A 25,182-nucleotide genomic window follows, 5' to 3' on the forward strand; every position below is an offset into this window, starting at 1 on the left:
AAGGAAGATGAGGCCAAGTCTTGTGATGCGTGGTTTTGTCAGGTCCGGGCGAAGCGCGCCTCGACGCAACGGAATTGCTTGGCGCGCTTAGATGCGTACGCCGCCGTTTGCCCAACCTTTGGCTGCATCCTCACTAAGATGTTCGCTGTAGGTTTCCAGACCGCCATTGGCGACCATCTCATCGTGCTGTGCGCGCGTCGCCATGAGGGCTCTGGTGCCGATATTTTGTTCGAACTCAATGCCGACAGAATCTTTGGCGACCCACATTAACTGTCCGAATGTCTCGTGACCTTCCCAAGCGAGCACAGCGTCAATTCCGGTGCGCAATGTCTCTTCGACTTTGCGTTTCTCGCTCAGCCCGATTTTGGCACCAGTTAGCGACAGATCGAACAGCAATATGTCTTCGCTGCCGAACATAGTTGTCAGCGTGCCGGGCAGGCACGTTTGCAGACGGCTCGTATTGCGCCGCGGGCTTGCGGGTTGGCTTGATGCATTCGTAGCAGTCATGCGCGCGTCGATAACGCGATACAGTTAGCATCTGCTTAAAATGGGGGTCAAATAGCGGCCAATAGGCTCACATCAGAAAATGGCGGAGACGGAGGGATTCGAACCCTCGATAGGATTACTCCTATGGTTCCTTAGCAGGGAACTGGTTTCAGCCACTCACCCACGTCTCCGGAACGCAGCTAGCTGCGGAGGCGCGCTATAACGAGGGTATGGTAGCGCGGCAAGTGGAGTCGTCCGATTGGCGCAAATTGCTTTCTGGCTGGCGATTTCCCGCGCAAATGACTCGCTTCACCGCAATTTCGATTCGATTCGTCGCCGGTTCATTGCCGCTTCACCTGCAAAGGATTCTTCTGACGCTCTATTGGACCGCCCGCGAACTATTTGTGCCCGGGGCGGCGCTTAGGAGGAAGCATGAGCATCGTTTCAATCGCCCGTTCGCATATTCGCAACGCCTGCACGGCTACGTTTGGGGCAGCGCTTGGTGTCGCCGCTCTGGTCGCAGCCCCTGTCGCAGCGCAGCAGATAGAAACCGTTGACCCCAACGAGGCCATTGGCCCTATCGATGGTGACCTCGTGGAGCAGCCTGGTGATGGTCCGATCTACGCCGATGAGCGTGTCGAGGGCGCGGTTGATGCAGTCTCCCAAACGGCAGATGATGCGGGCGCCGACGCACCGCGTCCGTCGTTCGGTGAACAAATGTCCATCGGCGATGACGAGGCACAGATTGCGCCCAATTGGGCGGATCCGGTCGTTACATCGGATGATCCGTCCGAAGCTGCTACACAGGCGTCCTCCGATCCATCGGCCGCCGCTGCGCAAGGCGGAACCTATAAAGAAGACGATCTGATCGGCGCGGCAGAGGGCGTTTTCGGCAAAGGTGCCGAAGGCGTTGCGCGGATGATTCAGGATTTGCTCAAGGAGCAAGGCGAACCGAGCGCCTACATTGTCGGGCGTGAAGCGGGCGGCGCATTTGTTGTTGGCGCGCGCTACGGTTCGGGCACGATGTATCACAAGATCGAAGGCGAGCGGCAGGTCTATTGGACCGGTCCGTCCATCGGGTTCGATGCAGGTGCTAATGCCGGCAACACATTCGTGCTGGTCTACAATCTCCACGACACTGAAGAGCTGTTTAAGCGCTTTCCGGCTGGCGAAGGTCAAGCCTATCTGGTGGGCGGAATGCACGCGAGTTACATGCGCCGCGGCGATACTGTGCTGATCCCGATCCGGGTCGGCGCTGGCCTGCGCCTTGGTGTCAATGCCGGCTATATGCGCTTCTCCAAAAAGCATCGCTGGTTGCCATTCTAAGAGGTCATTCAAGCGGGTGAACCGTATCTATCCGTAAGCGAGCCTTACGGGTCGCAAGAAAAATTAGCCCTGATTTGACGCCGCAAAGGCGCACATATGGGTTGCGGGCTTCGGGTTCCCTCGGCATTGGGGGCGCATCATGCTTGACCGTCTCCAACCTCAATCGCCCGACGCGCTTCTCGCGCTGATCAAACTCTATGCCGCAGATGACCGTGCGGACAAGATCGACCTTGGTGTCGGTGTCTATCGCACCAATGAAGGCGATACGCCTGTGTTTGCCGCGATTAAATCGGCAGAGGCTAAGCTGGTCGCGGAGCAGGACAGCAAGAGCTATCTTGGGCCTGAAGGCGATACCGGCTTTGTCCGCGCGCTGATGCCCTATATTTTTGGCAGTGATGCCACGATGGGCGGGCGCATCGAAGGCATGCAAACGCCGGGCGGTACAGGTGCGGTTCGGTTGGCAGTTGCTGTCGCCAAGCAAGCGGGCGTAAATGCGATCCATATGGGCACGCCAAGCTGGCCTAACCACGCGCAAATACTGTCCGACGTGGTGATTGATTTCAAACCGTTCGATCATGCGAACGCCGATGGCACCGCCAATATCGATGCCGTGCTGCAAGTCATCCGCAATGCGCAGAATGGTGACGCTGTGCTGCTGCATGGCTGCTGCCACAACCCGACCGGCATCGACTATTCGAACGAGCAATGGGATCAGATTGCCGAGGCATTTGCGAACAGCTCCGCTCTCCCGATCCTCGATATCGCCTATCAAGGTCTCGGCCATGGCTTGGACGAGGATGCCTATGGTGTCCGCAAAGTTTTGGCCGCAGTGCCAGAGGCGCTGGTATGCTATAGTTGCGACAAGAATTTCGGCATGTACCGCGACCGTGTGGGCGCGCTCTATGTGATGGCGAAGGACGGCGACGGGCTTGCCCCGATCCTGTCCAATCTCAATGCTTTGGCCCGCGCCAGCTGGTCTATGCCGCCTGACCACGGCGCGGCGGCCGTGCGGGTGATCCTGCGCGATGCTGACATGACCAAAGCATGGCTGGACGAGCTCGAGACCATGCGTACCCGGATGCGCGAAGTGCGCGCTGCATTGGCCGATGCTGGCGATGTCGGCAGCCTCGACCTGCGTCCTCTGGGGCAGCAGAACGGATTGTTCTCTGTCCTCCCGCTGAGCAAGGGCCAGATCCAGCAACTGCGCGACGAACATGCGATTTACATGGCGGGATCGGGTCGGATCAACATAGCCGGTCTGCATATGGGCAATATCGAAAAGTTCATCGGCGCGCTGGAAGCGGTCACTAGCTAAATGGCCCAAACCCAAGGCCGCGGCATAGAGCGTCAACCAACCCTTGAAGGGAAAAGGGTGTTGCTTCGGCCATTGGCGCCGGATGATTGGGACGCTCTGTTCGCGGTCGCCTCCGACAAGCGGGTGTGGGCACAGCACCCGATGCATGATCGCTGGCAAGAGCCGGTCTTTCGCGAATTTTTTGACGATGCGCTGTCTAAAGGCGGCGCATTGGCGATTATCGACAAGGCCAGCGGCCAGATGATCGGTTCCTCGCGCTATCAGGACTACGCGCCAGATGGTGGCGGATCGGTCGAGATCGGTTGGACTTTCATCGCCCCTGACTATTGGGGCAGCGGGATCAATGCGGAGCTGAAACGCCTGATGCTGGAACATGCGTTCCGATACGTCGCCCGCGTCAATTTCCGCGTCGGCGAAACCAATTTCCGCTCGCGCAAAGCAATGGAAAAGATCGGCGGAACACTGACCGATGGGACGCAAGTGGTGGACCTGCCCGACGGTCCTGCGGTGCATGTGATCTATGCGATCACGCGCGAGGGTTTTGCAGATGGTCCGCTGGCAAATGTGACCGGTTGAATGTAACGAATCTCAACTTTCCAATTGGCTCGTGCAAAACTTCTGATAGCTGATATTCTTGGGTATGCCTGACGAAAATCAAACTGAGGTCTGCCCCGAAGAACATCTCTCCAACATCTGGAACGATGATCTGTTTGGGCGTCGCGCAGAAGCAACGCAGCTATCTGCCTACATAAAGAGCGTGGCGGCACGCCCCAAATTTCGCGAAGACAAGAGCGCGTATACGATAGCAATTGATGCACAGTATGGTGAAGGCAAAAGCTTCTTTCTCAAACGATTGGCCCGGCAGTTGGAGCTTGAGCATCCGGTGGCCTTTGTCGACGCGTGGGCAGACGATCTGGCTGATGAGCCTCTGACCGCATTGGCTGCAACGCTAAAAGAAGCACTCCAGCCTTTCGTTCATACCAACGAGGTACGAGATGGGCTGGCGGAGTTCATGAGCAAGACCGGAAAGGTCGCTAAGATCGCGGGAGGTGGGTTGCTTCGGCGTGGAATCGGGTTCGCAATAGGGGCCGGAGCAACTGAACTTGCGGAGGGCGTGATCTCCGGTCTCGCAGAGGAAACGAGATCTGATGTTGATGACGCTATTGGGAGTGCTGTCAATACCATAGTCGATGATGCTTCCGACGCAGTCTCGTCAATAACACCTCACGCGCTTATGGAGGCACGCGTCTCAGAGTTTGAGGAAGGTAAGGTGGCCGTTCAATCAATGAAGGACAGCTTAGTCGCGATCGTCGATGCCCTAGGAACGACCGGAAAAAGCGCGCCAATTGTCATTGTGATTGACGAATTGGATCGTTGCAGACCGACCTACGCTCTAAAGCTGCTGGAAGAGATCAAACATTTGTTTGATGTGCCCGGTTTGGTTTTCGTATTGGCGATGCACGGCGAGCAATTAACACATTCCGTTAGCGGAGCTTATGGATCAGGCTTTGACGGGGCATCCTATCTACGGCGTTTCATTGATCGCAAGTACCGCTTGCGCAAGCCGGATGTTTCCAAGCTGATTGATCAGCTCTGCGGAATCACTGGGGTGTCTGATGGCACTTTCGTTTTCCCCGATGTTATGGACGAGGTGGGAAGAACTCAACATACATTACCGAAGTTGATTGCAGAGTACATGAGGATGTACGGGTTGACCGCCCGTGATGGCTTTCAACTCGTCGATATGATGCAAACTGCAAGCGCACTGGTGGGCACCAACCACAGACTTTTTGTACCCTACTTTCTGCCACTGGCGATTGGGCAACTCATAGGTTCCGAGGATGGCGAACTACCTAAACCAGCGGATACGTCAAAATGGACGTATCACTCGTTTGGACGCTTCGGACAGGCGAGGTCAAAGCACGATTTTGTTGTGCTCGCCGATAGCATCCACAAGGTCGCGCAAATGCCACGCAACGAGAGGCATGACTATGTGAATAACAATGATGGGGACTATGTAGCCCAAATTGCGTTGGAGGATTTGCCTTCGAGCGATAGCAATATCCCGCTATGGACAATATTTGGTCTTGCGGAGCTAGTTCGCACTGTGGGGCGCTTCGAGAATCCGAAAATTTCTCCCATCGATTGATCTACCCCCGCAAACTCTCCATCCGTTTCAAATAGCGCGCCAGCACGTCAATCTCCAGATTGACGCTGTCGACCTCGGACAGTTTGCCGAGGGTGGTCATCTCGGCGGTGTGTGGGATGATATTGAGTGCGAAGTCGCAGGTGCCGTCGGGCCGGTCGCGTACATCGTTTACGGTCAGTGAAACGCCGTCGACTGTAATTGAGCCTTTGGCGGCGACGAAGGGAGACATATCGGCGCGGGTGCGGATGGCGAGGCGCTGCGATCCGCCTTCTTCGCGGGCCAGCATCACTTCGCCGACGCTGTCGACATGGCCGGTTACGATATGACCACCTAGCTCATCGCCAACCTTCAGCGCGGGTTCCAGATTGAGTGAGCGGCCTTCTTCCCACATGCCGGGGACGGTGCAGGATACGGTTTCAGCGGAGATATCGACCGCGAACCATGCGTCGCCCGCTTTACCGCCTTTTTCGACCACGGTCAGACACACGCCAGAGCAAGCAATCGATGCACCGATGGCGATCGTCTCCGGATCGAATGGGCAAGCGATGACCGCGCGCAAATCACCGCGCGATTCGATCTTGGAAATTGTGCCGATGGCGGTGATGATGCCGGTGAACATTTACTCTCCGTTGCCAGTTTTGGCGCCTTCATTGGGTTGCACGCGCTCATAAGCTTCGTAAGTGTCGCTGCCAAGCATGCGCTGCCCGGTCAGTTGCCAGCGATCATGCGCAGCGGACAGGTTCTCCAGGCCGATATCGCCCACTGCCGATTGTCCGGCACCAAGGATGATAGGCGCACGATACAATTCGATCCGGTCGACCAAATCGGCGCTGAGGAAGGATGCTGCCGTCTGTGCGCCGCCTTCGACATAGAGATATTGCACGTCGTCCAGCGTGGCGATTTGCTCGGGCTTGTTGATGATCTTCACGCCGTCTGGCGGGATGCCGCGGGTTAACAAAATACGCTGCGGGCTGCGCTCTTCCAAGCCGGATAAGCGGACATCGAGACGGGGTTTGTCGTCCCGCCATGTGCCACCCCCGACCAGAATAGCATCCGCCTGAGCGCGGTGAGCGTGCACGTGCGCGCGCGCTTGCTCGCCTGTGATCCACTGGCTCTCTCCAGATGGCAGCGCGACAAACCCGTCAAGCGATGTCGCCAGTTTCAGCGTGACATGCGGTCGGCCTTTGGCCTTTTGCGTGAGATAGCCGGACAAGCTGGCCGTGGCCTGTGGGCAGCCCAGCTGAGCAACTTTGATACCGGCACGGCGAAGCTTTTCCGCGCCGCTACCGGCGGTTCGAGGATCAGGATCAGTGACTGCGAAGACCATTCGCGCAATTCCTGATTGCGCGATCACATCGCTGCAGGCGGGTCCTCGATCAGATTCGTGATTGCACGGTTCAAGCGAAGTGTAGAGCGCCGCGCTTTTGGCGGCTTCGCCTGCATGATCCAGCGCGATTTTTTCTGCATGCGGCCTACCGCCAGCTTGCGTGTAGCCGCGTCCGACTACTTTGCCGTCCTTGACGATAATTGCGCCGACCGACGGGTTCGGCCTGCTCAGCGGTCGGCCGCGTAGCCCCAGCCGTGCTGCTGCCGCCAGCCAATCGGAATCACTGTGCAGGATTTTGCTCTGCCGTTTCACCTGGGGGTGTCGTCTCTGCTGCGGCGTCATCTGCTTTGATTTGACCCAAGGCGATAGCACGCAACCGTGCAGCTTCCGCATCTTCACGTGCCAATTGCTCGGCTGCCTTTTTCTCGATTTCGCGAGGGTTCATGCCGCTGGCCCGCGCAAGTGCGCGGTAAATTTCTTTCTTCCGCTCTTCCCGCGCAGCGATCATTGCATCGCGCTTTTCCTTATGCGCTTGATAGACCAGATTACTCGCGATGATTTCTTCATCGCTCCGGCCTTCTGCAAAGCTGGTAATATAAGTCACATTGGGCGGTACTGGCGGGCCAACTACGTCCTCGCGGATGATCAGAAACATCAGGCCCGCGGTCATCAATGCCGATACCCCCAATATCGGCCAGCGATAGGGGGTTGGTTTTTTGAATTCTTGCCAGAAGTCGGCAATGCCCCCTGCGGGGTTGAGGCGTTGAATCAAGCTCATAGAAGCAAGATAGAGGCTGATTAGCGTTTTCGCCAGACCCTTACGATATTCGCGCGATTGGGCGGCTTATCCAAAGGGTCCGTAAAGCGCGCGGCCTTTCGCTTTGAGCCATGCATTGGCGGCATCGATATCGCCTTCGAATATCCGATCCAATGCGGCGTAAAATGCTGGTCCATGGTCGAAATGCAGCAAGTGGGCGACTTCGTGCGCGACGACCGAACGGCGAACGTCAGCCGGAGCCATAATCAGCCGCCAGTTGATCCGGACTGTGCCGCTGCTTGAGCAGCTACCCCACCGACGCTGCGCCCGGGAGAGTTTGAGGTCGGGCTTGGTGACCTCTGCCAGTGCACAATATTCCGCCAGATCGCGGTCCATGATGGCGAGGGCCTCGTCCCGCAGCCAGCGCTCGATCCGGCTTCGCAAGCTGTCTTCTGGCCCGCCAATGTGCAGTGTGGTCTCAAGCAATCGAGGCTTACGCGGGGCCTGCGGGTCCCACGCAATAGTCACCGGCTCGCCGATAAAGTCGATTTGGCCATCGGGTCGGGGAGGACGGGCTTCCTCGACCTTGTCCAATTGCGCAGCAATCCAAGAGCGGCGCGATTCGGCAAATTCCAGTGCGTCTACCGACTGCCCCCAGCGCGGCATGGTCACCCGTAGCTCGCTACCATCCGGCGCGAGCCGCATGATCAGGCGTTTTGCAGTGCGGTGACGTTTGATCGTGATCGGCAGAGTACGTCCTGCAATTTCGATGCAGCGCTTCTCCGAGCGGATTTTCTGATTGGCACGCAGCCAGTCCATCATCGGTGGTCCCCATCGGTTTCGTCTGCGTCCCACTCAACCAAGTGGTGGTCGAGCGGACCGGCATCGACTTCGCTGATGACACGGCCAGCGACCGATACACCCGCATGCTTGACCGATTCTCGGTCACCTGAGATCAGATAGTGCCAATCCTTGAGAGGTTTTCCGTCCGCTCGCAGTCGGTAGGCGCAGCTTGCAGGCAGCCATGTGACGTCTTTCACGATTTTCAGCGTCAGCCGCATGCAATCGGGCACATATGCGCGGCGATTGCGGTAGTCGATGCACTGCGCGGTATCGGTATCGAGTAGTTTGCACGCAACGTTAGTACCCTCGATCGTACCGGTGTTTTCGTCCTCGATTTTGTGAAGGCAGCATTTGCCGCAGCCATCGCACAAAGCTTCCCACTCGGCGCGGGTCAGCTCACCCAGCGGTAGCTCCCAAAACGTGTTCCTCAACGCACCCATTGTTCAAGTTCGGCGGCGACGCCCACAGGTCCCTTATCGGTCGGGATTATTCCCAACGGAGCGCCTTGAGGGTCAAATAGATAAGTGAAGGCGGTATGCTCGATATCGTAGCTGCCATTTGCGTTCACTGCGCCTTTGGTCGCGGTGACCGAGAATTTCTCGGCGGTCTGCTTGATCGCGTCAGGCGAGCCGGTCAGGCCGATCAGACGCGGATGGAAATTGTCGATGAATGTCGCGACGGTTGGCTGATCATCGCGATCTGGATCGATAGTGATGAAGATCGGTTGAACCTTTGCGCCAAGCTCCGGATGCTTCTTCTCAAATTCGCTGAGACCTTGGGACAAGCGCGCGACATCGGTCGGGCAGACATCGGGGCAATAGGCGAAGCCGAAATAGACCAGCCGGTACTGACCGCCGAAATCAGACCAGCTCACTTCTGCGCCCTTGCTTGAAGTTAGCGTGAAATCACCGCCAATGGTCGATCCGCGTAGATCAACGCCATCGGGTGAGGGGCCGATCGGTCCGGACGGGCTAGATCCGCACGAAGCCAGAGCGAACACGGCGAAAAGTGCGGCGAAGTTGCGGATAAAGTGAAACATAGCGCTCAGGTTCATGCTCTGCTAATTGGGGATCGACAAGGGGGCGAATCTGCCCTGCACACAACGCATGTAACAATTTCTTGGAGGTTGAAAATGGCCAGCGCCGTTTTCCGGTCAGTTTTTCCCGCGATTGCGCTTTCACTGGCGCTTATTGCAACGCCTGTTTCCGCGCAGTTCAAGCGCGAAGGGTATACATTTTTGGAAGCGGTGAAAGACCGCGATGGAAATGCCGTGACCGAGGCGTTGAAGAAACCCGGCAGCGTTGTTGTGAATACGCGGGACATCACCACTGGTGAAACCGGACTCCATATCGTGACTAAGCGTGAAGACGTGGTGTGGATCAAGTTCCTGACGCAGAACGGTGCAAACCCCAATATCAAAGACAACAAAGGCATCGCTCCGCTGCAGATCGCCGCGACGCTGGGCAGCGTGGCGGGTGTCGAAGCACTTCTAAAAGCCGGCGCGAATGTGGATGAACCAAATGACACGGGTGAGACTGCGCTGATCTCGGCGGTACATAACCGCAATACCGGCATGATCCGTGTCCTTCTGGCCAATGGCGCAAATCCTGATCACAATGACAATTCAGGTCGCTCGGCGCGCGATTATGCCGATCTGATGGTGAACAACAGCCAGATGTTGACCGAGTTCCGCCGCGCCGACGAAGAGCGCGAAGGCAAGAAGACGCCGCAGACCTATGGGCCGACTTTCTAAATGTCCGACGTAGATGATCTTACTTTGGACGAGCTACGGCTCGCACTCGCATCGGCAATTGCCGATGCAGCGACTTTCGATGGCTGGAGCGACGACGCGATTGTTGCTGCGGCAATGGAGAAAGGGGCTGATCCCGATGTCGCGCGTTTGGCCCTCCCTGGCGGCGCGATGGACATGATCGCTGCGTGGATCGAAACGGTCGATGCCGGAATGTCAGAGGCACTTAAGGCAGAAGCACTAGCAAAAATGCCGATCCGCGAGCGAATCCGCAGTCTGGTGCAATTCCGGCTTGATGCGATTGCCGGGCAAGAAGAAGCCTTGAAACGCGCAACCGCGATCATGGCGATGCCGCAAAATGTCGCGAAGGCGCTGAAGTTAGGTTGGAACAGCGCGGACCTGATGTGGCGGCTCGCTGGTGATACCGCGACCGACTATAACCATTATACCAAGCGAACAATTCTCGCGGGAATTTATACCGCCACGTTGGCGGTTTTTGCTGATGATGACAGCGAGGACAAGGCCAAAACCAGGGCGTTCTTGGATCGCCGGATTGAAGGCGTCATGAAGTTTGAGAAGGTAAAGGCGAAGCTGCTCAATTCCGAACGCGAGACCTTTAGCATGTCACGTTTCTTGGGTCGGCTCCGCTACCCCTCGCGCTAACGCCGGGCGCTTAATGATAACCAGTTGCAATTAGCTGTTTCGTCTGGCAGCGGATCGCTATGGCGACCGATGCGATCACTCTCGACACTTTAGCGCCGGGCAGCAGCGCCACCATCATCTCTGTCGATTGGGATATGCTCGCACTCGATGAGTGCAAGCGTTTGCGCGCGCTCGGTATCGACGAAGGCGCGCTGGTTGCCGTTGCGCATAAAGGCGTTTTCGGTAGCAGCGATCCGCTTGCGATCACCATAGGTCGGATGACGATTGCCCTGCGTAAAATCCATGCTGCCGCAATGCAGGTTGAACCGGCATGATTCTGTCTGAGCGTGTCGCGCTGGTCGGCAACCCCAATGCGGGCAAGAGTGCTTTGTTCAACGCGCTGACAGGTGCCCGCCAGAAAATCGCTAACTATCCCGGCGTTACCGTCGAGCGGAAAGCGGGCAAGTTGGTATTGCCATCCGGAGACAGCATCGAACTGATCGATCTGCCAGGTAGCTATGCGTTCGATGCCACCAGCCCGGATGAAGAAGTCACACGCAAAGTCGTGATGGGCGAGTTCGAGGGCGAGGCGCAGCCCGATCTGTTGGTGGTCGTTCTGGATGCTGCCAATTTGGAACAGCATCTGGTCTTCGCGCAGGAAGTGATTGCGCTGGGAAGGCCAACGATTGTTGCACTCAATATGGTCGATCTGGCCGAGCGCGACGGGCTAACGCTTGATCCTCAGGCTTTGTCTAAGGCTCTGGATGTGCCGGTCGTTCCGACGGTAGCGGTCCGCCGCAAAGGTTTGACCGAGTTGGTTGATGCGATTGCTGCCATGGATGCGAGCGCTGACTTCGCTGCTGGAGCGGAACTCACTTTGCCCGAGAGAAGGCTCGCAGCGCGCAACATTGCCAAGGTCGCGACGCTGTCCGAATCGGCTGAGCGCCAGATCAATTCCGGTCTCGATAGAGTTCTGCTGCACCCATGGTTCGGTCCGCCGATCCTGTTCGCGCTTCTGTTCGTTATTTTTCAAGCTGTCTTCGCTTGGGCGACACCGTTTGCCGATGGCCTCGAAGCGGGTGTTGGTCTGGTATCCAATTGGGTTACCGCAAGCTTTGCCGAGGGCTTCTTCCGCGACCTGATTACCGAAGGACTGCTGGCGGGCGTCGGGTCAGTGGTGGTGTTCTTGCCGCAGATTGTGATCCTGTTCGCCTTTATCCTGATCATGGAGGCGACCGGCTATATGGCGCGGGCAGCCTTTGTGATGGACCGCCTGATGGCTTCGGTCGGCTTGTCCGGGCGCAGCTTTATTCCGCTTCTGTCGAGCTTCGCCTGCGCCATTCCCGGTATCATGGCGACGCGCAGCATTGCCGATCCCAAGGATCGTCTGACCACCATCCTGATCGCACCGCTGATGACATGCTCTGCGCGCCTGCCAGTGTACCTCGTCATTATCGGGGCGGTCATCCCGGAGCGGCAAGTCGCCCCCCTGATCGGGTTGCAGGGACTGGTGATGTTCCTGCTCTATGTCGCAGGCATTGTCGGTGCAGTGGTTGTTGCATTTGTTCTGCGGCGGACGGTGACCGCCGGACAGGCGAGCGGCTTCATTATGGAGCTGCCGCGCTATCAATTGCCGCAGACCAAGGATTTGCTGATTGGCCTGTGGCAGCGGGCCTGGGTATTCCTTCGCCGCGCCGGGACAATCATTTTTGCAGCCACCGTGGTTCTGTGGCTGCTCCTGACCTTTCCAAAGGCTGAAATCGGCGAAAGCCAGCTCGATGCATCGTATGCCGGGCAAATATCGGCCGTGATCCAACCTGCGTTCGAACCAATCGGTTTTAATCAGGAAATGACGCTAGCCTTGGTGCCCGCAATGGCGGCGCGCGAAGTGGCGGTGGCATCGCTCGCAACCACCTATGCGGTCGATTCTGATGATGAGGAAGCGACCGAAGAGGCGCTTAGCGCAGAGATCGCAGCGCGCTGGAGTCTGCCGACCGCGCTCGCCTTTCTCGCCTGGTTTGTGTTTGCGCCGCAATGTATTTCCACCATCGCCGTCGCCCGACGCGAAACCAACGGGTGGAAATGGCCGATGGTGATGCTCGGTTATTTGTTCGCGCTGGCCTATGTTTTTGCGGGCGCGACCTATTGGTTGGCGATCTGGGCGGGGCTCTAGACGCCGCTTTCCACACCTTCGCACAATAAATTCGGCCAGCGACTCGCTTGGGCGCAGGCGAGCCGCTAACTCTTTGCGCAAGAGATTCGCGAAGGAAAATGCAATGGCCGGTAGCCTCAATAAAGTAATGCTCATTGGTAATCTGGGTGCGGACCCGGAAGTCCGCTCGTTCCAGAATGGCGGCAAGGTGTGCAATCTGCGGATCGCCACCAGCGAAACCTGGAAAGACCGCAATTCGGGCGAACGTCAGGAAAAGACCGAGTGGCACACTGTGGCAATCTTCTCAGAAGGTCTCGTCAATGTGGCCGAGCGTTTTCTGCGCAAAGGCTCAAAAGTCTTTATTGAAGGCCAATTGCAGACGCGCAAATGGCAGGACCAGAGCGGCAATGACCGCTACTCGACCGAAGTTGTGTTGCGCGGCTTCAATGGCACGCTGACTATGCTCGACGGTCCCGGTGGCCAAGGCGGTGGAGGCGGCGGCCAAGGTGGCGGCGGAAACTATGGCGGCGGCTCCGGCGGTGGCGGAGGCTACAACCAAGGCGGCAGTTCTTCGGGCGGAAGCTCTGGCGGCGGTGCCTCAGGTGGCGGCTCCAACTACGATGATCTGGATGACGACATCCCGTTTTGATGTGCGTGCAGGCCTTTCAGCGGCCGTACTGGCTCTTACTCTGACGTCATGCGCGGATGAACCCGGCGATCAGCTCGATAGCGAAACGCGCGATATCATACGGGCAGCTTTAGAGTCGCAAGCGGATATTCCCTCTCAATATGCGGAGTGGTTTGCTGAGCATCCTGAAGAGAAATCAAACTTGCCTAGCCTGTTTGATCAACGCCTGTGTGTGAAGGATGAATTGGCCGGAACCACTGCTGATTTTCGCATGACAAGAGAAGCCGCCGATGCTGACGGTAGTGCACCCGGTCTTAACCCTCGCGAGAAGCGCGAGATGTGGGACAATGTCCGTGTCCGAAGCACCCTTCCGCGCGATATCAAGCCGAAGCATTTGCGATGGGATGGGCCCCTTCGATATTGCGTGAACGGAGTGCTATGGATGAGTCACCCGGAGGTTGATGGCGATAACGCAACCATATTCATCCAGAACGAATGCACGGGCTGGTGCGGCTGGGGCGGCGTTCTTGAGCTCAAACGCGACGCTGGCGGATGGAAAGCGGGCGAGTTGTCAGAATGGTGGGTGTCTTAGGGAAGCAGTCCGGCAGACAAACCAGCCGTGGCCGGCAGCGAGTGTATAACACGTCAAACTTTACAGAGATGCGCGATGATGCGCTCACTTGCCGCTTCTTAATCCCTTCAACATCTCCGCCATTGGGCCATCTTGTTCGCCTTCGACCTGGATGCCTTTTTCTTTACGCACCGTTTCTGCATCGGGGCCGGTCGCATAGGGATCGATCAAGAGGCCAAAGCTCTGCGCGACGGCTTCGCCCAGATCGAAACTGTCGCCGGAAAATTCGATCTCATCAATATCGGCCAGCTCGACTTCTATCTCTTCTTCGGAAGGTTCAATATCGCGGTGCGGCACGAACCGAAGGTGCAAATCCTCCTTAGCGCTGACCGAAATATCCTCGCCCGAGACGGAGCAGGCCTGCAGCCATTTCGCCTCCATCGTGCCAGTCGCGATCACATCGGGGCCCTTTGGTGTCAGCGCGATCTCTGCACGTAGTCGCTCGATGCTGCTAAGCGTAAACCGAGCGCACAAGTCCGTCCGCTCCTTCGCCGATGCTTCGATCACATACGGCTCGTTTTTGAGCGCTTTTACTTTGATCGGCCTGCTGAACTCGATCTCGCTCATGCAGTAATCTCTCCGGCGAGCAACTGATCCTTGTCCAGTTCCTCCAATCGCTCGGAAAGTTCTATCAGTCCGGCCGCCATGGCTTCTGCATGGGCCTCGTCAGTCAAGGTAACATTGCGCCGCACGGCGTCAGTCATCGCACTGGCCCCGCTTTCCAACGCATTGCGATAAGCACCGATACGGCCGCCCATCGCCTCCATCAGCTTACCCATTTTCTTGCCCAAAGTCGGGTCGCCCAAACCGGTTTCGCGCAATTGGCCGTCAATGTCCTCGACAAACAGCTCGGTAAGGCGGGCGGTCGCTGGAAGAAGCTCTTTGTCCGCTTCCATCCGCAGCATTACCATCGCCAGCACATTGGTGATCATATCGAAGCGGCCATCCACCGTATCTGCTGCGCCGCAATTGCGATACCAATGCGGCTGCCGCGCTTCACCAACGACAGCATGCCACAGCGGGCGGAGCGCTTCTTTCGGATCGGCTTCGGTGCCAAAAAGTCGGGAGAAAAATGCCATTCGAGGATACTCTGTCAGGGAGGCTTGTGCGTCAACCGTTCATCGGCAATTCAAACCGCCTTGCGCAAACGCGTCACCGGTCGATTGGCAGCGTATGGTTGCATGGCGGTGAGCATCACCGTAAGGCCAAAGCACATATAGGATTTGCACCTGTCAATCCAAGCCGAATGGCGGTTTTTGACAAGGCATCAAGAGGAATTGCGCTCTAATGATTAAAGGCAAAATGATCGGCACAGCGATTGTTCTGGCAGCGGCATTGACGATGGGCGGATGCTCATCGATCCGCGAAAGCCGTGGTTATATCGTCGATCAGACATTGGTGAGTTCTGTCCAGCCGGGCATCGATAACCAGCAATCTGTCGCCCAAACGCTTGGCCGTCCGACCTTTACCAGCCAGTTCGGTGACCCGACGTGGTATTACGTATCGAGTGTCACGGGCCGTAAGCCATTTGTTCGCCCTCGGATCAGAAGCCATTCGGTTTTGGCGATAAAATTTGATGCCAATGGCAATGTCCTCGCGGCAGATCGCAGCGGGATCGAAAAAGTCGCATTCTTCCAGCCAGACGGCGATAAGACGCCAACTTTGGGCCGTGAACGCGGCTTCTTTGAAGATCTGTTCGGCAATATCGGTACTGTTGGTGCACCGGGCACTGGCGGCGGAGCGGGCGGCCCCGGCGGGTAACTGCTTGATCGTTGGCTTGATCGGATGATCGGACACCCCATATCCCGAATATGAGTACAGCAGATAATCCGCACGGTCTGGTGCAATGGCATGGGACTACTATCATCGGCGTGAAAAAGGGCGGCAAGACCGTGATTGCTGGGGACGGCCAAGTCTCCATGGGCAACACGGTAATGAAGCCCAATGCCCGCAAGGTCCGCCGGATCGGCAAAGACGAGAAAGTCATTGCCGGTTTCGCTGGCGCAACGGCTGATGCATTCACTCTGTTTGAACGGCTTGAGAAAAAGCTGGAGGCGCATCGCGGGCAGCTGCTGCGTGCGGCTGTCGAGCTGGCCAAAGATTGGCGAACCGACAAATATCTCCGCAATCTCGAAGCCTTGATGATTGTTGCCGATGAAGAAAGTCTGCTGGTCCTAACCGGCAATGGCGATGTTCTAGAGCCGGAAGGTGGGATCACTGCAATTGGTTCGGGCGGGAACTATGCCCTTGCGGCCGGTCGTGCGCTTGACGACTACGAAGACGATGCAGAGCAAATCGCTCGCAAGGCAATGGCTGTCGCCGCTGACATCTGCGTATTCACCAACGGCAATGTGACCGTCGAACAGATTTAAGAGACCCCATGACAGAAGCACTCACTCCGAAGGCGATTGTCGCCGCGCTCGACGAACATATTATCGGCCAGAAAGACGCAAAGCGCGCGGTTGCCGTGGCAATGCGCAATCGTTGGCGCCGTCAGCAATTGAGCGATGAATTGCGCGACGAGGTTACGCCTAAGAACATTTTGATGATTGGTCCCACCGGCTGCGGTAAGACCGAAATCAGCCGCCGCCTTGCGAAGTTGGCCGATGCGCCATTCGTAAAGATCGAAGCGACCAAATTCACTGAAGTCGGCTATGTCGGGCGCGATGTGGAGCAGATCGCTCGCGATCTGGCTGAGGACGCAATTCGGTTGGAAAAAGAACGCCGCCGCGAGGCCGTGCGCGAGGCCGCTTCAAAGGCCGCAATGGACCGGTTGCTCGATGCGCTGGTCGGCGACAATGCCTCCGAGGCGACGCGCGAAAGTTTCCGTCAACGGATCGTCGACAATTCGATGAACGATACTGAGGTCGAGATCGAAATACAGGATACACCTGCTGCGCCAATGGAAATCCCCGGCATGGGCGGCGGCATGGGCATGATCGACCTTAGCGATATGATGGGCAAGGCGTTCGGCAAGAACAATACCAAACGCCGCAAGCTTAAAGTCCCTGAAGCGTGGGACAAACTGGTTGATGAGGAGGCTGAGAAACGCCTCGACCAAGACGATGTCGCACGCGTTGCTCTGCAAAATGCAGAGACCAACGGCATCGTCTTCCTTGATGAGATTGATAAAATTGCCGTGTCCGATGTGCGCGGCGGCTCGGTAAGCCGTGAAGGCGTGCAGCGTGATCTGCTTCCGCTGATCGAAGGCACAACCGTCGCGACCAAATATGGTCCGATGAAAACCGACCACATTCTGTTTATCGCCAGTGGTGCGTTCCACGTCTCCAAGCCATCGGACATGCTTCCCGAATTGCAAGGCCGCTTGCCGATCCGGGTCGAATTGCGTGCGCTAACCGAAGAGGATTTCGTCCGCATTCTTGGCGAGACGCGGGCCAATTTGGTATCGCAATACATTGCTTTGCTTGGCACCGAAGATGTCACCGTGGCAATTGGTGATGACGCGGTAGCTGAAGTCGCAAAAATTGCCGCGCAGGTAAACGAAAGCGTCGAGAATATCGGCGCGCGGCGCTTGCAGACCGTTATGGAGAAGCTGCTCGAAGAACTCAGTTTTGAGGCGGAGGAGCATAAGGGCGAAACGATCACGATCGATGCTGAATATGTGCGCGGCCGCCTGACCGAGCTCTCCCAGGATACTGACCTTAGCAAATATATCCTGTAAGCTGCCCAGATGGGCCGTGGTGTAGTCAAAGATACAGCAGCGATGATCGACGGGATGAACCCAAAGTTGGGCCCGCAGGCATGGCGTTTTGTTCAGATCTCACCGGATACTGCACCCCAATTGTTGGGCAGTGCGATTGGAACTTTCCGGGAGAAGGAGGGTGTTTCGGCAATAGTGCCAAGCGCTCTGGCTGACGAGTTAGGAATTGCAGGACCTGATTTCCGCTGCATTACCCTGCAAGTGCATTCGGACCTTGAAGGCGTTGGTTTGACAGCGGCGGTGTCCGGCGCGCTCGCCGATGCGGGTATCGCCTGCAATATGGTGGCCGCGTTCCACCATGATCACGCCTTCGTGCCTGCTGCCAATGCTGAGGACGCTCTGGCGATTTTGGCCGATTTATCCGGGAAAACCGCCTGCTAGGCACAGCGTTTGGCGGCCAGCAGACGCAGTTTATCGAAATCTGCGTCCATAAACTTGAATGCCGCGCTCAAACTTGGTCTACTCCGAAATAGAGGAATTGCCGTTTATCAGGGGACTATCCATGCTTCGTTCGATCCTTACCGCCGGTACTGGCCTACTCGCACTTGCCGCTGCGCAACCTGCCTTGGCTGACGATCACGCAAGCAGAGAAGCCGCCGCAATAACCGCACCTGAGATCGAATTTACCCAATGGACGCTCGACAATGGTCTGCGTGTTATTGCGATCCCTGATGATACGACCGGAACGGTTACGACATCGCTCTGGTATGAGATTGGTTCAAAACTTGATCCCGAAGGCCGCAGCGGTTTCGCGCATCTGTTCGAGCATATTCTCAGCCGCAAGACCGAGAATATGCCGTATAATATGATCTACGGCCTAACCGCCGATATTGGCGGCACGCGCAATGCCTCCAACGGCACCGACCGGACCAATTATTATGAGCAGGTGCCCGCTGCTTATCTCGAGCAGATGCTGTGGACGCATCGTGAGCGGATGGCGTTTCCGGTAGTCGACGAAGAAGTGTTCAATCGCGAACGCGATGTGGTGAAGGAAGAACTGCGCCAGCGCGTCCTTGCGCCGCCTTATGGCCGGTTCAGTCGCTTTGTGATTCCTGAAAATGCCTATGATGTGCTGCCGCATCGCCGCCCAGGCATCGGTTCGATTGAGGATCTGGATTCGGCGACACTCGACGATGCTTTGGCATTCTATGAGGCTTACTATGGGCCGGATACCGCAACGCTGATCGTTGCCGGCAATTTCCAGATGGATCAGCTCCGCGGTCTGGTCGACCAATATTTCGGCGATATTCCGCGCCGGAAAAATCCGGTCGACGTTACGATTACCGAGCGTGAGCCGGAGCGCACCGAGCCGCGCGTCGTCAATTCGACTGCACCTAATGTTCCGCTACCGCTGGTTGGCACGATCTGGAAACTTCCCGGTGAAGCGCATCCTGACATGGCAGCCATTGAAGTCATGGATGCGATCATGTCGCGCGGCGACAATAGCCGTATGCATGCGGCGCTCGTGCGAACGGGTAAAGCTGTGCAAGCGGTACACTTCGCTCAGACTAGCGAAGAAGCAGGAGTGCTGGCGCAATTCGCAGTCATCAATCCGACTGCCAATATGGAAGAAGTCGCTGGTATTTTGGTGACCGAGCGCGACAAGATGCGCAATGAGCGGGTGACAGATGCCGAACTCGCCGAAGCCAAGAGCGAGATCGCTGCAAGCGCGCTCCGCCGCCGTGAAACTGCGCGCGGACGGGCGTTTGAACTGGGCGAGTCGCTCGTTTCGACGGGCGATCCCTATCATGCAGACAAGCGCCTCGCTGCGATAGCCGCAGTTACAGCGGACGACGTGCGGCGCGTTGCTCAGAAGTATTACGACCCTCAGAAGCGGACCGATATTACCTATGTGAAGGGTGAAGATGATCCGTCATCCTATGCCAATCCGGTCCCGATGTCCGAATTCCGGACTTTGCCGGCGGCTACCGGTGAAATTCGCGAAGTGAAGCCCGAAGGTGAACGGATGGCGCCGCCTGAGCCTGGCGTGTCTCCAGAGGTGATTGCGCCCGAGATTGTCGAGGCAACACTCGATAATGGCATCAAAATTGTGGCTGTCCAAACGGGCGATGTTCCCATCGCATCGATGAGCGTTTTGGTCGCAGGCGGCAGCCGCAGCGATCCGCGCGATAAGGCAGGTTTGTCCCAAATGGCGGCAGCGCTCGCCAATACCGGCACAGCGGATATGTCTGCGACTGAAATCGCGGCGAAGTTTGAAAGTCTAGGCGCTTCCTTTGGCGGCGGGGCAGGGAGTGACGGTGCCAGCTTCAGTCTGACTGCGCCGGTTGTGAATATGGCAGAAGCGGGCAAGGTCGCCGCGAGCATCATTCGCGGCGCGACATTCCCGGAAGATGAACTTGCCCGCGAACGCAAGCGCGCAATTGATGGGCTGCAAGTCTCGCTGAAAGACCCAGGCGCCTTGTCGCGCTTCGTGGTGCGCACAGCAATGTACGGCGATGCGGGTTATGGCACGCAACCGGGCGGCACCACCGACAGCCTAGCAGCGATCACGCGTGATGATCTGGCGCAGCACCGCGCCGAATATTGGCATCCCGAAGCAACACAGATTATCATCAGCGGAGGCATTGCGCCCGATAAAGCCATCGAACTGGCGACATCTCTATTTGGTGATTGGTCGGTTGAAACGGCGGCACCCGCGGCACCCGCCGATCCGGCTGGTGCTGAACAGCCGGTGCGAACAATTGTGGTCGATATGCCCGATGCAGGACAGGCTTCCGTAATCGCCGCAGTGCGCGCTCCTGAACGGGCGAGCGCCGATTACTATCCTTTAGTGCTGGCTAACAGTGTACTTGGCGGCGGATCCAGTGGGCGGTTGTTCGAGGAAGTGCGGACTAAGCGCTCGCTCAGTTACGGTGCCTATAGCGGCTTCGCATCACGCGCCGACGACTCTATCCTGACCGCAAGCGCGCAGACCAAGAACGAGAGTGCCGATGAAGTGGCGCAGTTGTTCCTTGATGAGTTCACCCGTTTGGGCAGCGAACCTCTGGATGAGGACCTGCTCGCTAAGCGCCGGCTCTACCTGTCGGGCGGATATTCGCGTTCGTTGGAAACCAGCTCCGGCTTCAACCGCATCGTTGCTAGCTTGCTACAACAAGGGATCGGTCCCGAGGAAGCGGCGGCCTATGCCTCGCGCCTAGAGAGCGTGACGGCCGCTGAGGCGAATAAAGCGGCGGGCGATTATGTCGATCCGGCGAAAGCGACGATTGTGATCGTGGGTGACGCAAAGCAATTTATCGACCAGATCCGCGAGATGCGGCCCGATGTCGAGGTGATTGCTGCGACAGACCTTGACCTGTCGAGTGCCGACTTTGGTGCAGCGAGCGGAGAGTAATTTCTACGCCTCGTCGCGCTCGCTTTGCTGGCGCGCCCACATTTCGGCATAGAGACCGTCTCGCTTGAGCAGCGCCGAATGCGTTCCGCGTTCGGCGAGCTTACCTTGATCGAGCACGATTATCTCGTCTGCTTCCGCAACTGTTGAAAGCCGGTGCGCGATAGACAGCGTCGTGCGGTCGCGGGAAACGCGGTCCAGCGTTGCGAGAATGTCCTGCTCGGTCCGGCTGTCGAGCGCACTTGTGGCTTCATCCAGCATCAGGATCGGCGGGTCTTTGACCAACGTTCGTGCGATAGCAACGCGCTGCTTCTCGCCGCCCGATAGTTTCAGTCCGCGCTCGCCGACTTCGGTGTCGAAGCCTTTGGGCAATTGTTCGATGAAGGGCAATATCGCCGCATCGCGGGCCGCAGCCAGCATTGTCTGCTCGTCTGTACCGCCTTTACCGTAGGCGATATTGTAACCAATGGTGTCGTTGAAGAGGACGCTGTCCTGCGGAACAATGCCGATGGCCGCACGCACGGTATCCTGCTGCACTGCCGCGATATCTTGCCCGTCAATCAGGATACGACCTGACCACGGATCGTAAAAGCGGAATAGCAACCGCGCGATGGTCGATTTGCCTGCGCCCGATGGCCCGACAATTGCGATGTTATCGCCAGCGGGCACTTCGAAGCTAAGGCCTTGCAGAATGGTTCGGTCCGGCTCGTATCCAAACACAACATTTTCAAATGCGACGGTCGGTTTTTGAATGACGAGCGCGGGTGCGCCGGGGGCATCTTCGACCTCAATTGCTGTGTCCATCAATCGGAACATTTCGGCCATATCGACCAGGCCCTGACGGATCGTGCGGTAGACGAAGCCGAGCAGATCAAGCGGACGGAAGAGTTGCAGCAGATAGGTGTTCACAAACACCAGGTCACCGACGGTCAACTCGCCTTTGCTCCAGCCCCAAACGGAGAAGGCCATCGCCGCTGCCATTAGGGCATTGGTAATCAACGACTGCGTGATGTTGAGCAGGCCGAGTGAGTTATCACTCTTCACTGCTGCATCGGCATAGGCACGCGCGGCAGCGGCGTAGCGTTTTTCCTCACGTTCCTCCGCACCGAAATATTTGACCGTTTCGTAGTTGAGGAGCGAATCCACCGCGCGGTCCAATGCGCGGCCATCGAGATCGTTCATCTCCTTGCGCAGCTTGGTCCGCCATTCGGTGATCCAGCGGGTGACAGCGATATAGAGAACCACCGTCACCGCCGTCGCGGCAACCAATTCCCACCCGAAATTAATGTAGAAGATGATGCCAACGGCAGTCAGTTCAATCGCGGTCGGAGCGATGTTGAACAGCATGAAATAGAGCATCGAGTCGATGGTTTTGGTGCCGCGCTCGATCGTTTTGGTGATCTCTCCGGTGCGGCGTGAGAGATGGAAGCGCAGGCTTAGCCGGTGCAGTCTATGAAATACGTCTTCGGCAAATTGCCGCGTCGCATCCTGCCCCACACGCTCGAAAATAATGTTGCGCAGATTGTCAAAAGCGAGGCTGGTAAATCGTGCGAGCACATAGGCAGCGACCAATGCCAATGGCACCATAAACACGTCCTGTGTGCCCTCAGTCATTCCGTCGACGGCGTTACGATAGGCAAAGGGCGCGGCAAGGATCGCAGCCTTTGCCATCAGCACCAGCGAGAGCGCGATAACGATCCGTACCTTCAGTGACGGGTTATCCTTGGGCCATAGATAGGGAAGAAACCGTTTCAGCGTGCTCCAGCTATCATGATCGTCGGGTGTCGGGCTGGCGTGGTCGGGAGGCATAAAAGCCTATGTGGTGCGCGCGAGTGACAAGGGCAATGCCCTCATCACACTATGCAGATATGCCAGCGGGCTTAGTCGAGACGCGTAGCTTGGAACTTCTGCTGAATGCCGCGGTGGTTCTTTTTGCCGGGCGGCAAATCGAACAATACGCGGCGGGTGGCAAAATCAATCGCCACGCGGTCGAACAGCCTCAAATCGCGCATGCCCAAGATAAGCGCCGGGCGCTTATCCAGATTGAGCGCGGCAAATGCGGGACTGTCTGCGAAGGTTATCGGCATGTTGCTTAGCTCAAGATCTTGAATTTGAAGGCTCTTGGCGAAGTGGCGATTGCCGAGAATCTCAGCACCATTTACATCGGTAGAACTCACCGCCTCGGGGTGCCGGGCGCGAAGCCGACGCTTGAGCCGTGCATTGCCAAAGCTGCTTTGCGCGCCGGTATCGATGACTACTGCAGTTTTTACACCGTCGATCTCCGCCTGGGTAATAATCAACCGACCGAGCTTGTGACGTGCGCGAACGACAATTTCATATCCGCGATTGCCGCCAAGTTCTTCAGAGTCATTGACGGCGATGGTTTGGTCGCGGAAATTAATCATCACGCGCAAATCTTGCAGGCTATCGAGTCCAAGAATGCCATCTGCGCCGACATTGCGCTTCTCCAGCATCGGAGCGGTGATATTATTGAGCGTGCGTTCGGCGAATTCGAGCCCGTCCAGCTCGACCAATTGCACTGTTCTGCGGCTACCCATACCGACGAGCGTCGCGGATCCCGTTGGGGTCAGGTTGAGCTTTTCTGTCAAACCGCGAGTAACCACGGTCGCTTGCGCACCGGTATCGATCATGAAGCGGAAGGGGCCTTCGCCGTCGATCGTGACGGGCACGGTCATCCTTTGATAGTAATCCTTCTGCCCCTCGACGATGGCGTCAGGCGTTTCGCTACCGGGAATCGGATTAGATTCGGGGGCTTCTTCTGGCGCAATATCGGGCGCCGGTTGCACCGCTGGTGGTACGATCGCGCTCGAAGTCAGCGCTGCTGCAAGAAAAGCCCAAAAAGCCATTACCTATCTCCCGTACGTCCCCCTACATTGAGTAGCACGAAGCGCCCGGGTGACCAAATGATTCAACCTGGCGTATTGCGGGCCTATGCTGTGAAAGCGGGATCTGTCGGCGCGTCGTCCTTATTGCGCAGCATAGCCCAAGTCTCACGGACAACCGATCGCCAGAACAGCCACAGGCTGGCACCATAGGTCAGACCGCCAATCGGTACGAGGACGAGGAGTTGCACAGGAGCCGCTAGTTCAGCGACCAGCGGTTTCACCAGAAGAACTGACCCGGCCATAATGGCGCAGCCGATTGCTGCGGGCAGCAATTCTTTGAGTAAACCGGTGGAACGTACTGATATGGCAGGAAGCGTAAGCGCCAAGGTGATCGCCAGTAGCAGCGGCGATGCAACCCACCATGCATGAACCAGCCCCATGGGGCCGCCGGCAATCCCAAACAGGAATACTGTCGGGAAGAGAATGGCGCCAGCGGCGCTTGTCGCCACGTAGATGCGTGGCTTGCCGATGGCATTGGTCGCGGGAGAGCATACGATTTGCAGCGCGAAGAAAGGCATTGCCAATGCTAGTCCGGCGAGTATCGGAATCATGTCTGACCATTTTTCACCGGCGATGGTTGGCACCACCGCATCGGCCGTCACTGATAAGCCAATATAGAGAGGCGCTGTGACCAGCGCGACGGTGCGCAGCATCCGGATGAAGAACGGTGCGAGCGGCTTTCCACCTTTGTGCAGCTCTGCGAGAGCGGGGAATGTCACTTCATTAATCGGCGGAATAAACTTCCCGCTAATAATCAATGCGAGGAACAGGGCCGTCGAATAGATGCCCACATCATAGGCGCTGAACACGCGGCCCGCGATGAAGATATCGCTCTGGCTTTGGACGATCCAAAGTAGCTGACAGAGCGTCAGCGCGCCGCCGAAGGAAATGATATCCCACGCACCGCGGAAATCGAACACCGGCCACACGAGCAAACGTGCAGAGATAGTCAGCCCGATTGCGCGTACTGCGGCCATCGCAATCGGTGCGAATACCAGTGCCCAAACTCCGTAGCCGAACCATGCCATGCCGAGCGCAACCGAAGCACCGGTAATGGCGCACAGCAGATTGACCAGCCCTTGGCTGCGAAACTCGATCCGTCGGGCCAATAGTGCGGAGGGCAGGGCTATGAATGGGGTGGAGAGGAAGATGACCGCTTGTACCTGAAGCATGTCTTCGACCTTAGGCTGGCCGTAATAG

The 25,182-nt window shown here is 57.3% G+C and carries 27 protein-coding genes and 1 tRNA gene (1 of these 28 only partly in view); 15 read left to right on the forward strand and 13 right to left on the reverse strand.

What is annotated here, in order from left to right; genetic code table 11:
• Window positions 1–87 precede the first annotated feature (87 nt).
• The gene (locus J9777_RS00300) at window positions 88–507 is read right to left on the reverse strand and encodes a hypothetical protein (RefSeq protein WP_209346829.1); all 420 of its coding nucleotides are present in this window, start codon (window positions 505–507) and stop codon (window positions 88–90) included.
• A gap of 80 nt (window positions 508–587) precedes the next feature.
• A tRNA-Ser gene (locus J9777_RS00305) sits at window positions 588–677 on the reverse strand.
• 241 nt (window positions 678–918) lie between these two features.
• Here J9777_RS00305 and J9777_RS00310 point away from each other — a divergent pair.
• The 4 genes from J9777_RS00310 (at window position 919) to J9777_RS00325 (ending at window position 5,276) form a co-directional block, all read left to right on the forward strand.
• Window positions 919–1,812 carry a DUF1134 domain-containing protein gene (locus tag J9777_RS00310; protein ID WP_209346830.1) on the forward strand — a complete coding sequence of 298 codons (894 nt, stop codon included), beginning with the start codon at window positions 919–921 and terminating at the stop codon, window positions 1,810–1,812.
• Between the two features lie 139 nt (window positions 1,813–1,951).
• Entirely contained in the window at window positions 1,952–3,127 is a 1,176-nt protein-coding gene (locus tag J9777_RS00315) for an aromatic amino acid transaminase (RefSeq protein ID WP_209346831.1), read from the forward strand.
• Window positions 3,128–3,703 (forward strand): GNAT family N-acetyltransferase, encoded by a 576-nt coding sequence (locus J9777_RS00320; protein ID WP_209346832.1) that lies wholly within the window; start codon window positions 3,128–3,130, stop codon window positions 3,701–3,703.
• Between the two features lie 64 nt (window positions 3,704–3,767).
• Entirely contained in the window at window positions 3,768–5,276 is a 1,509-nt protein-coding gene (locus tag J9777_RS00325; RefSeq protein ID WP_209346833.1) for a P-loop NTPase fold protein, read from the forward strand.
• A gap of 1 nt (window position 5,277) precedes the next feature.
• Here J9777_RS00325 and J9777_RS00330 read toward each other — a convergent pair whose 3' ends face one another.
• The 6 genes from J9777_RS00330 to J9777_RS00355 form a co-directional block, all read right to left on the reverse strand.
• Window positions 5,278–5,895, reverse strand: a complete 618-nt coding sequence (locus J9777_RS00330) for a riboflavin synthase (protein ID WP_209346834.1) — start codon at window positions 5,893–5,895, stop codon at window positions 5,278–5,280.
• The gene (ribD, locus tag J9777_RS00335; RefSeq protein ID WP_348631896.1) at window positions 5,896–6,915 is read right to left on the reverse strand and encodes a bifunctional diaminohydroxyphosphoribosylaminopyrimidine deaminase/5-amino-6-(5-phosphoribosylamino)uracil reductase RibD; all 1,020 of its coding nucleotides are present in this window, start codon (window positions 6,913–6,915) and stop codon (window positions 5,896–5,898) included.
• Window positions 6,884–7,381 (reverse strand): hypothetical protein, encoded by a 498-nt coding sequence (locus J9777_RS00340; RefSeq protein WP_209346836.1) that lies wholly within the window; start codon window positions 7,379–7,381, stop codon window positions 6,884–6,886. The genes ribD and J9777_RS00340 overlap by 32 nt, the downstream gene beginning before the upstream one ends.
• Before the next feature lie 66 nt (window positions 7,382–7,447).
• Window positions 7,448–8,182, reverse strand: a complete 735-nt coding sequence (locus J9777_RS00345) for a SprT family zinc-dependent metalloprotease (RefSeq protein ID WP_209346837.1) — start codon at window positions 8,180–8,182, stop codon at window positions 7,448–7,450.
• Entirely contained in the window at window positions 8,179–8,643 is a 465-nt protein-coding gene (locus tag J9777_RS00350; protein WP_209346838.1) for a YcgN family cysteine cluster protein, read from the reverse strand. Before J9777_RS00350 ends, J9777_RS00345 begins: the two co-directional genes overlap by 4 nt.
• A complete protein-coding gene (locus J9777_RS00355; RefSeq protein WP_245228453.1) occupies window positions 8,631–9,257 on the reverse strand; it encodes an SCO family protein in 627 nt (208 codons plus the stop codon). The genes J9777_RS00350 and J9777_RS00355 overlap by 13 nt, the downstream gene beginning before the upstream one ends.
• 78 nt (window positions 9,258–9,335) lie before the next feature.
• On the opposite strand from J9777_RS00355, the gene J9777_RS00360 reads away from it, so the two are divergent.
• The 6 genes from J9777_RS00360 (at window position 9,336) to J9777_RS00385 (ending at window position 13,967) form a co-directional block, all read left to right on the forward strand.
• The gene (locus J9777_RS00360) at window positions 9,336–9,956 is read left to right on the forward strand and encodes an ankyrin repeat domain-containing protein (protein ID WP_209346839.1); all 621 of its coding nucleotides are present in this window, start codon (window positions 9,336–9,338) and stop codon (window positions 9,954–9,956) included.
• Window positions 9,957–10,616 carry a COQ9 family protein gene (locus J9777_RS00365; RefSeq protein ID WP_209346840.1) on the forward strand — a complete coding sequence of 220 codons (660 nt, stop codon included), beginning with the start codon at window positions 9,957–9,959 and terminating at the stop codon, window positions 10,614–10,616.
• 74 nt (window positions 10,617–10,690) lie between these two features.
• Window positions 10,691–10,930 carry a FeoA family protein gene (locus J9777_RS00370; protein ID WP_209348532.1) on the forward strand — a complete coding sequence of 80 codons (240 nt, stop codon included), beginning with the start codon at window positions 10,691–10,693 and terminating at the stop codon, window positions 10,928–10,930.
• The gene (locus J9777_RS00375; protein ID WP_209346841.1) at window positions 10,927–12,768 is read left to right on the forward strand and encodes a ferrous iron transporter B; all 1,842 of its coding nucleotides are present in this window, start codon (window positions 10,927–10,929) and stop codon (window positions 12,766–12,768) included. Before J9777_RS00370 ends, J9777_RS00375 begins: the two co-directional genes overlap by 4 nt.
• 103 nt (window positions 12,769–12,871) lie before the next feature.
• The gene (ssb, locus tag J9777_RS00380) at window positions 12,872–13,396 is read left to right on the forward strand and encodes a single-stranded DNA-binding protein (RefSeq protein WP_209346842.1); all 525 of its coding nucleotides are present in this window, start codon (window positions 12,872–12,874) and stop codon (window positions 13,394–13,396) included.
• Window positions 13,377–13,967 carry a hypothetical protein gene (locus J9777_RS00385; protein WP_209346843.1) on the forward strand — a complete coding sequence of 197 codons (591 nt, stop codon included), beginning with the start codon at window positions 13,377–13,379 and terminating at the stop codon, window positions 13,965–13,967. The genes ssb and J9777_RS00385 overlap by 20 nt, the downstream gene beginning before the upstream one ends.
• 84 nt (window positions 13,968–14,051) lie before the next feature.
• On the opposite strand, the gene J9777_RS00390 is transcribed toward J9777_RS00385, so the two are convergent.
• Together J9777_RS00390 and J9777_RS00395 are read right to left on the reverse strand one after the other, a co-directional pair.
• Entirely contained in the window at window positions 14,052–14,573 is a 522-nt protein-coding gene (locus J9777_RS00390) for a YceD family protein (RefSeq protein ID WP_209346844.1), read from the reverse strand.
• On the reverse strand, window positions 14,570–15,085 hold the full coding sequence (locus J9777_RS00395) for a ubiquinol-cytochrome C chaperone family protein (protein WP_209346845.1): 516 nt from the start codon (window positions 15,083–15,085) through the stop codon (window positions 14,570–14,572). Before J9777_RS00395 ends, J9777_RS00390 begins: the two co-directional genes overlap by 4 nt.
• Window positions 15,086–15,293: 208 nt before the next feature.
• Between J9777_RS00395 and bamE the strand changes: the two genes are divergently transcribed.
• The 5 genes from bamE to J9777_RS00420 all read left to right on the forward strand — a co-directional run bounded on the left by bamE (window position 15,294) and on the right by J9777_RS00420 (window position 21,079).
• Window positions 15,294–15,767 carry an outer membrane protein assembly factor BamE gene (gene bamE / locus J9777_RS00400; RefSeq protein WP_209346846.1) on the forward strand — a complete coding sequence of 158 codons (474 nt, stop codon included), beginning with the start codon at window positions 15,294–15,296 and terminating at the stop codon, window positions 15,765–15,767.
• Between the two features lie 50 nt (window positions 15,768–15,817).
• Window positions 15,818–16,378: an ATP-dependent protease subunit HslV gene (gene hslV, locus J9777_RS00405; protein ID WP_280842167.1), complete on the forward strand. Its 561-nt coding sequence runs from the start codon at window positions 15,818–15,820 to the stop codon at window positions 16,376–16,378.
• Window positions 16,379–16,386: 8 nt separating this feature from the next.
• Window positions 16,387–17,688, forward strand: a complete 1,302-nt coding sequence (gene hslU, locus J9777_RS00410) for an ATP-dependent protease ATPase subunit HslU (protein ID WP_209346847.1) — start codon at window positions 16,387–16,389, stop codon at window positions 17,686–17,688.
• Between the two features lie 9 nt (window positions 17,689–17,697).
• The gene (locus J9777_RS00415; RefSeq protein ID WP_209346848.1) at window positions 17,698–18,108 is read left to right on the forward strand and encodes an ACT domain-containing protein; all 411 of its coding nucleotides are present in this window, start codon (window positions 17,698–17,700) and stop codon (window positions 18,106–18,108) included.
• Window positions 18,109–18,229: 121 nt separating this feature from the next.
• The gene (locus J9777_RS00420; RefSeq protein WP_209346849.1) at window positions 18,230–21,079 is read left to right on the forward strand and encodes a pitrilysin family protein; all 2,850 of its coding nucleotides are present in this window, start codon (window positions 18,230–18,232) and stop codon (window positions 21,077–21,079) included.
• A gap of 3 nt (window positions 21,080–21,082) precedes the next feature.
• Here the strand turns inward: J9777_RS00420 and J9777_RS00425 are convergent, their stop codons facing one another.
• The 3 genes from J9777_RS00425 to J9777_RS00435 all read right to left on the reverse strand — a co-directional run.
• Window positions 21,083–22,885: an ABC transporter ATP-binding protein/permease gene (locus J9777_RS00425; RefSeq protein WP_209346850.1), complete on the reverse strand. Its 1,803-nt coding sequence runs from the start codon at window positions 22,883–22,885 to the stop codon at window positions 21,083–21,085.
• Between the two features lie 71 nt (window positions 22,886–22,956).
• Window positions 22,957–23,943 (reverse strand): retropepsin-like aspartic protease, encoded by a 987-nt coding sequence (locus tag J9777_RS00430; RefSeq protein WP_209346851.1) that lies wholly within the window; start codon window positions 23,941–23,943, stop codon window positions 22,957–22,959.
• An 83-nt stretch (window positions 23,944–24,026) separates the two neighbouring features.
• Window positions 24,027–25,182 carry the 3' portion of a lipopolysaccharide biosynthesis protein gene (locus tag J9777_RS00435; RefSeq protein WP_245228455.1) on the reverse strand. It continues 359 nt past the right edge of the window, so 1,156 of the gene's 1,515 nt are visible here — the last part of the coding sequence; its start codon lies off the right edge, out of view — the gene reads right to left on this strand; it ends in the stop codon at window positions 24,027–24,029.

Origin of the sequence: Pontixanthobacter sp. CEM42 (assembly GCF_017812015.1) — a bacterium.
GTDB lineage: Bacteria > Pseudomonadota > Alphaproteobacteria > Sphingomonadales > Sphingomonadaceae > Pontixanthobacter.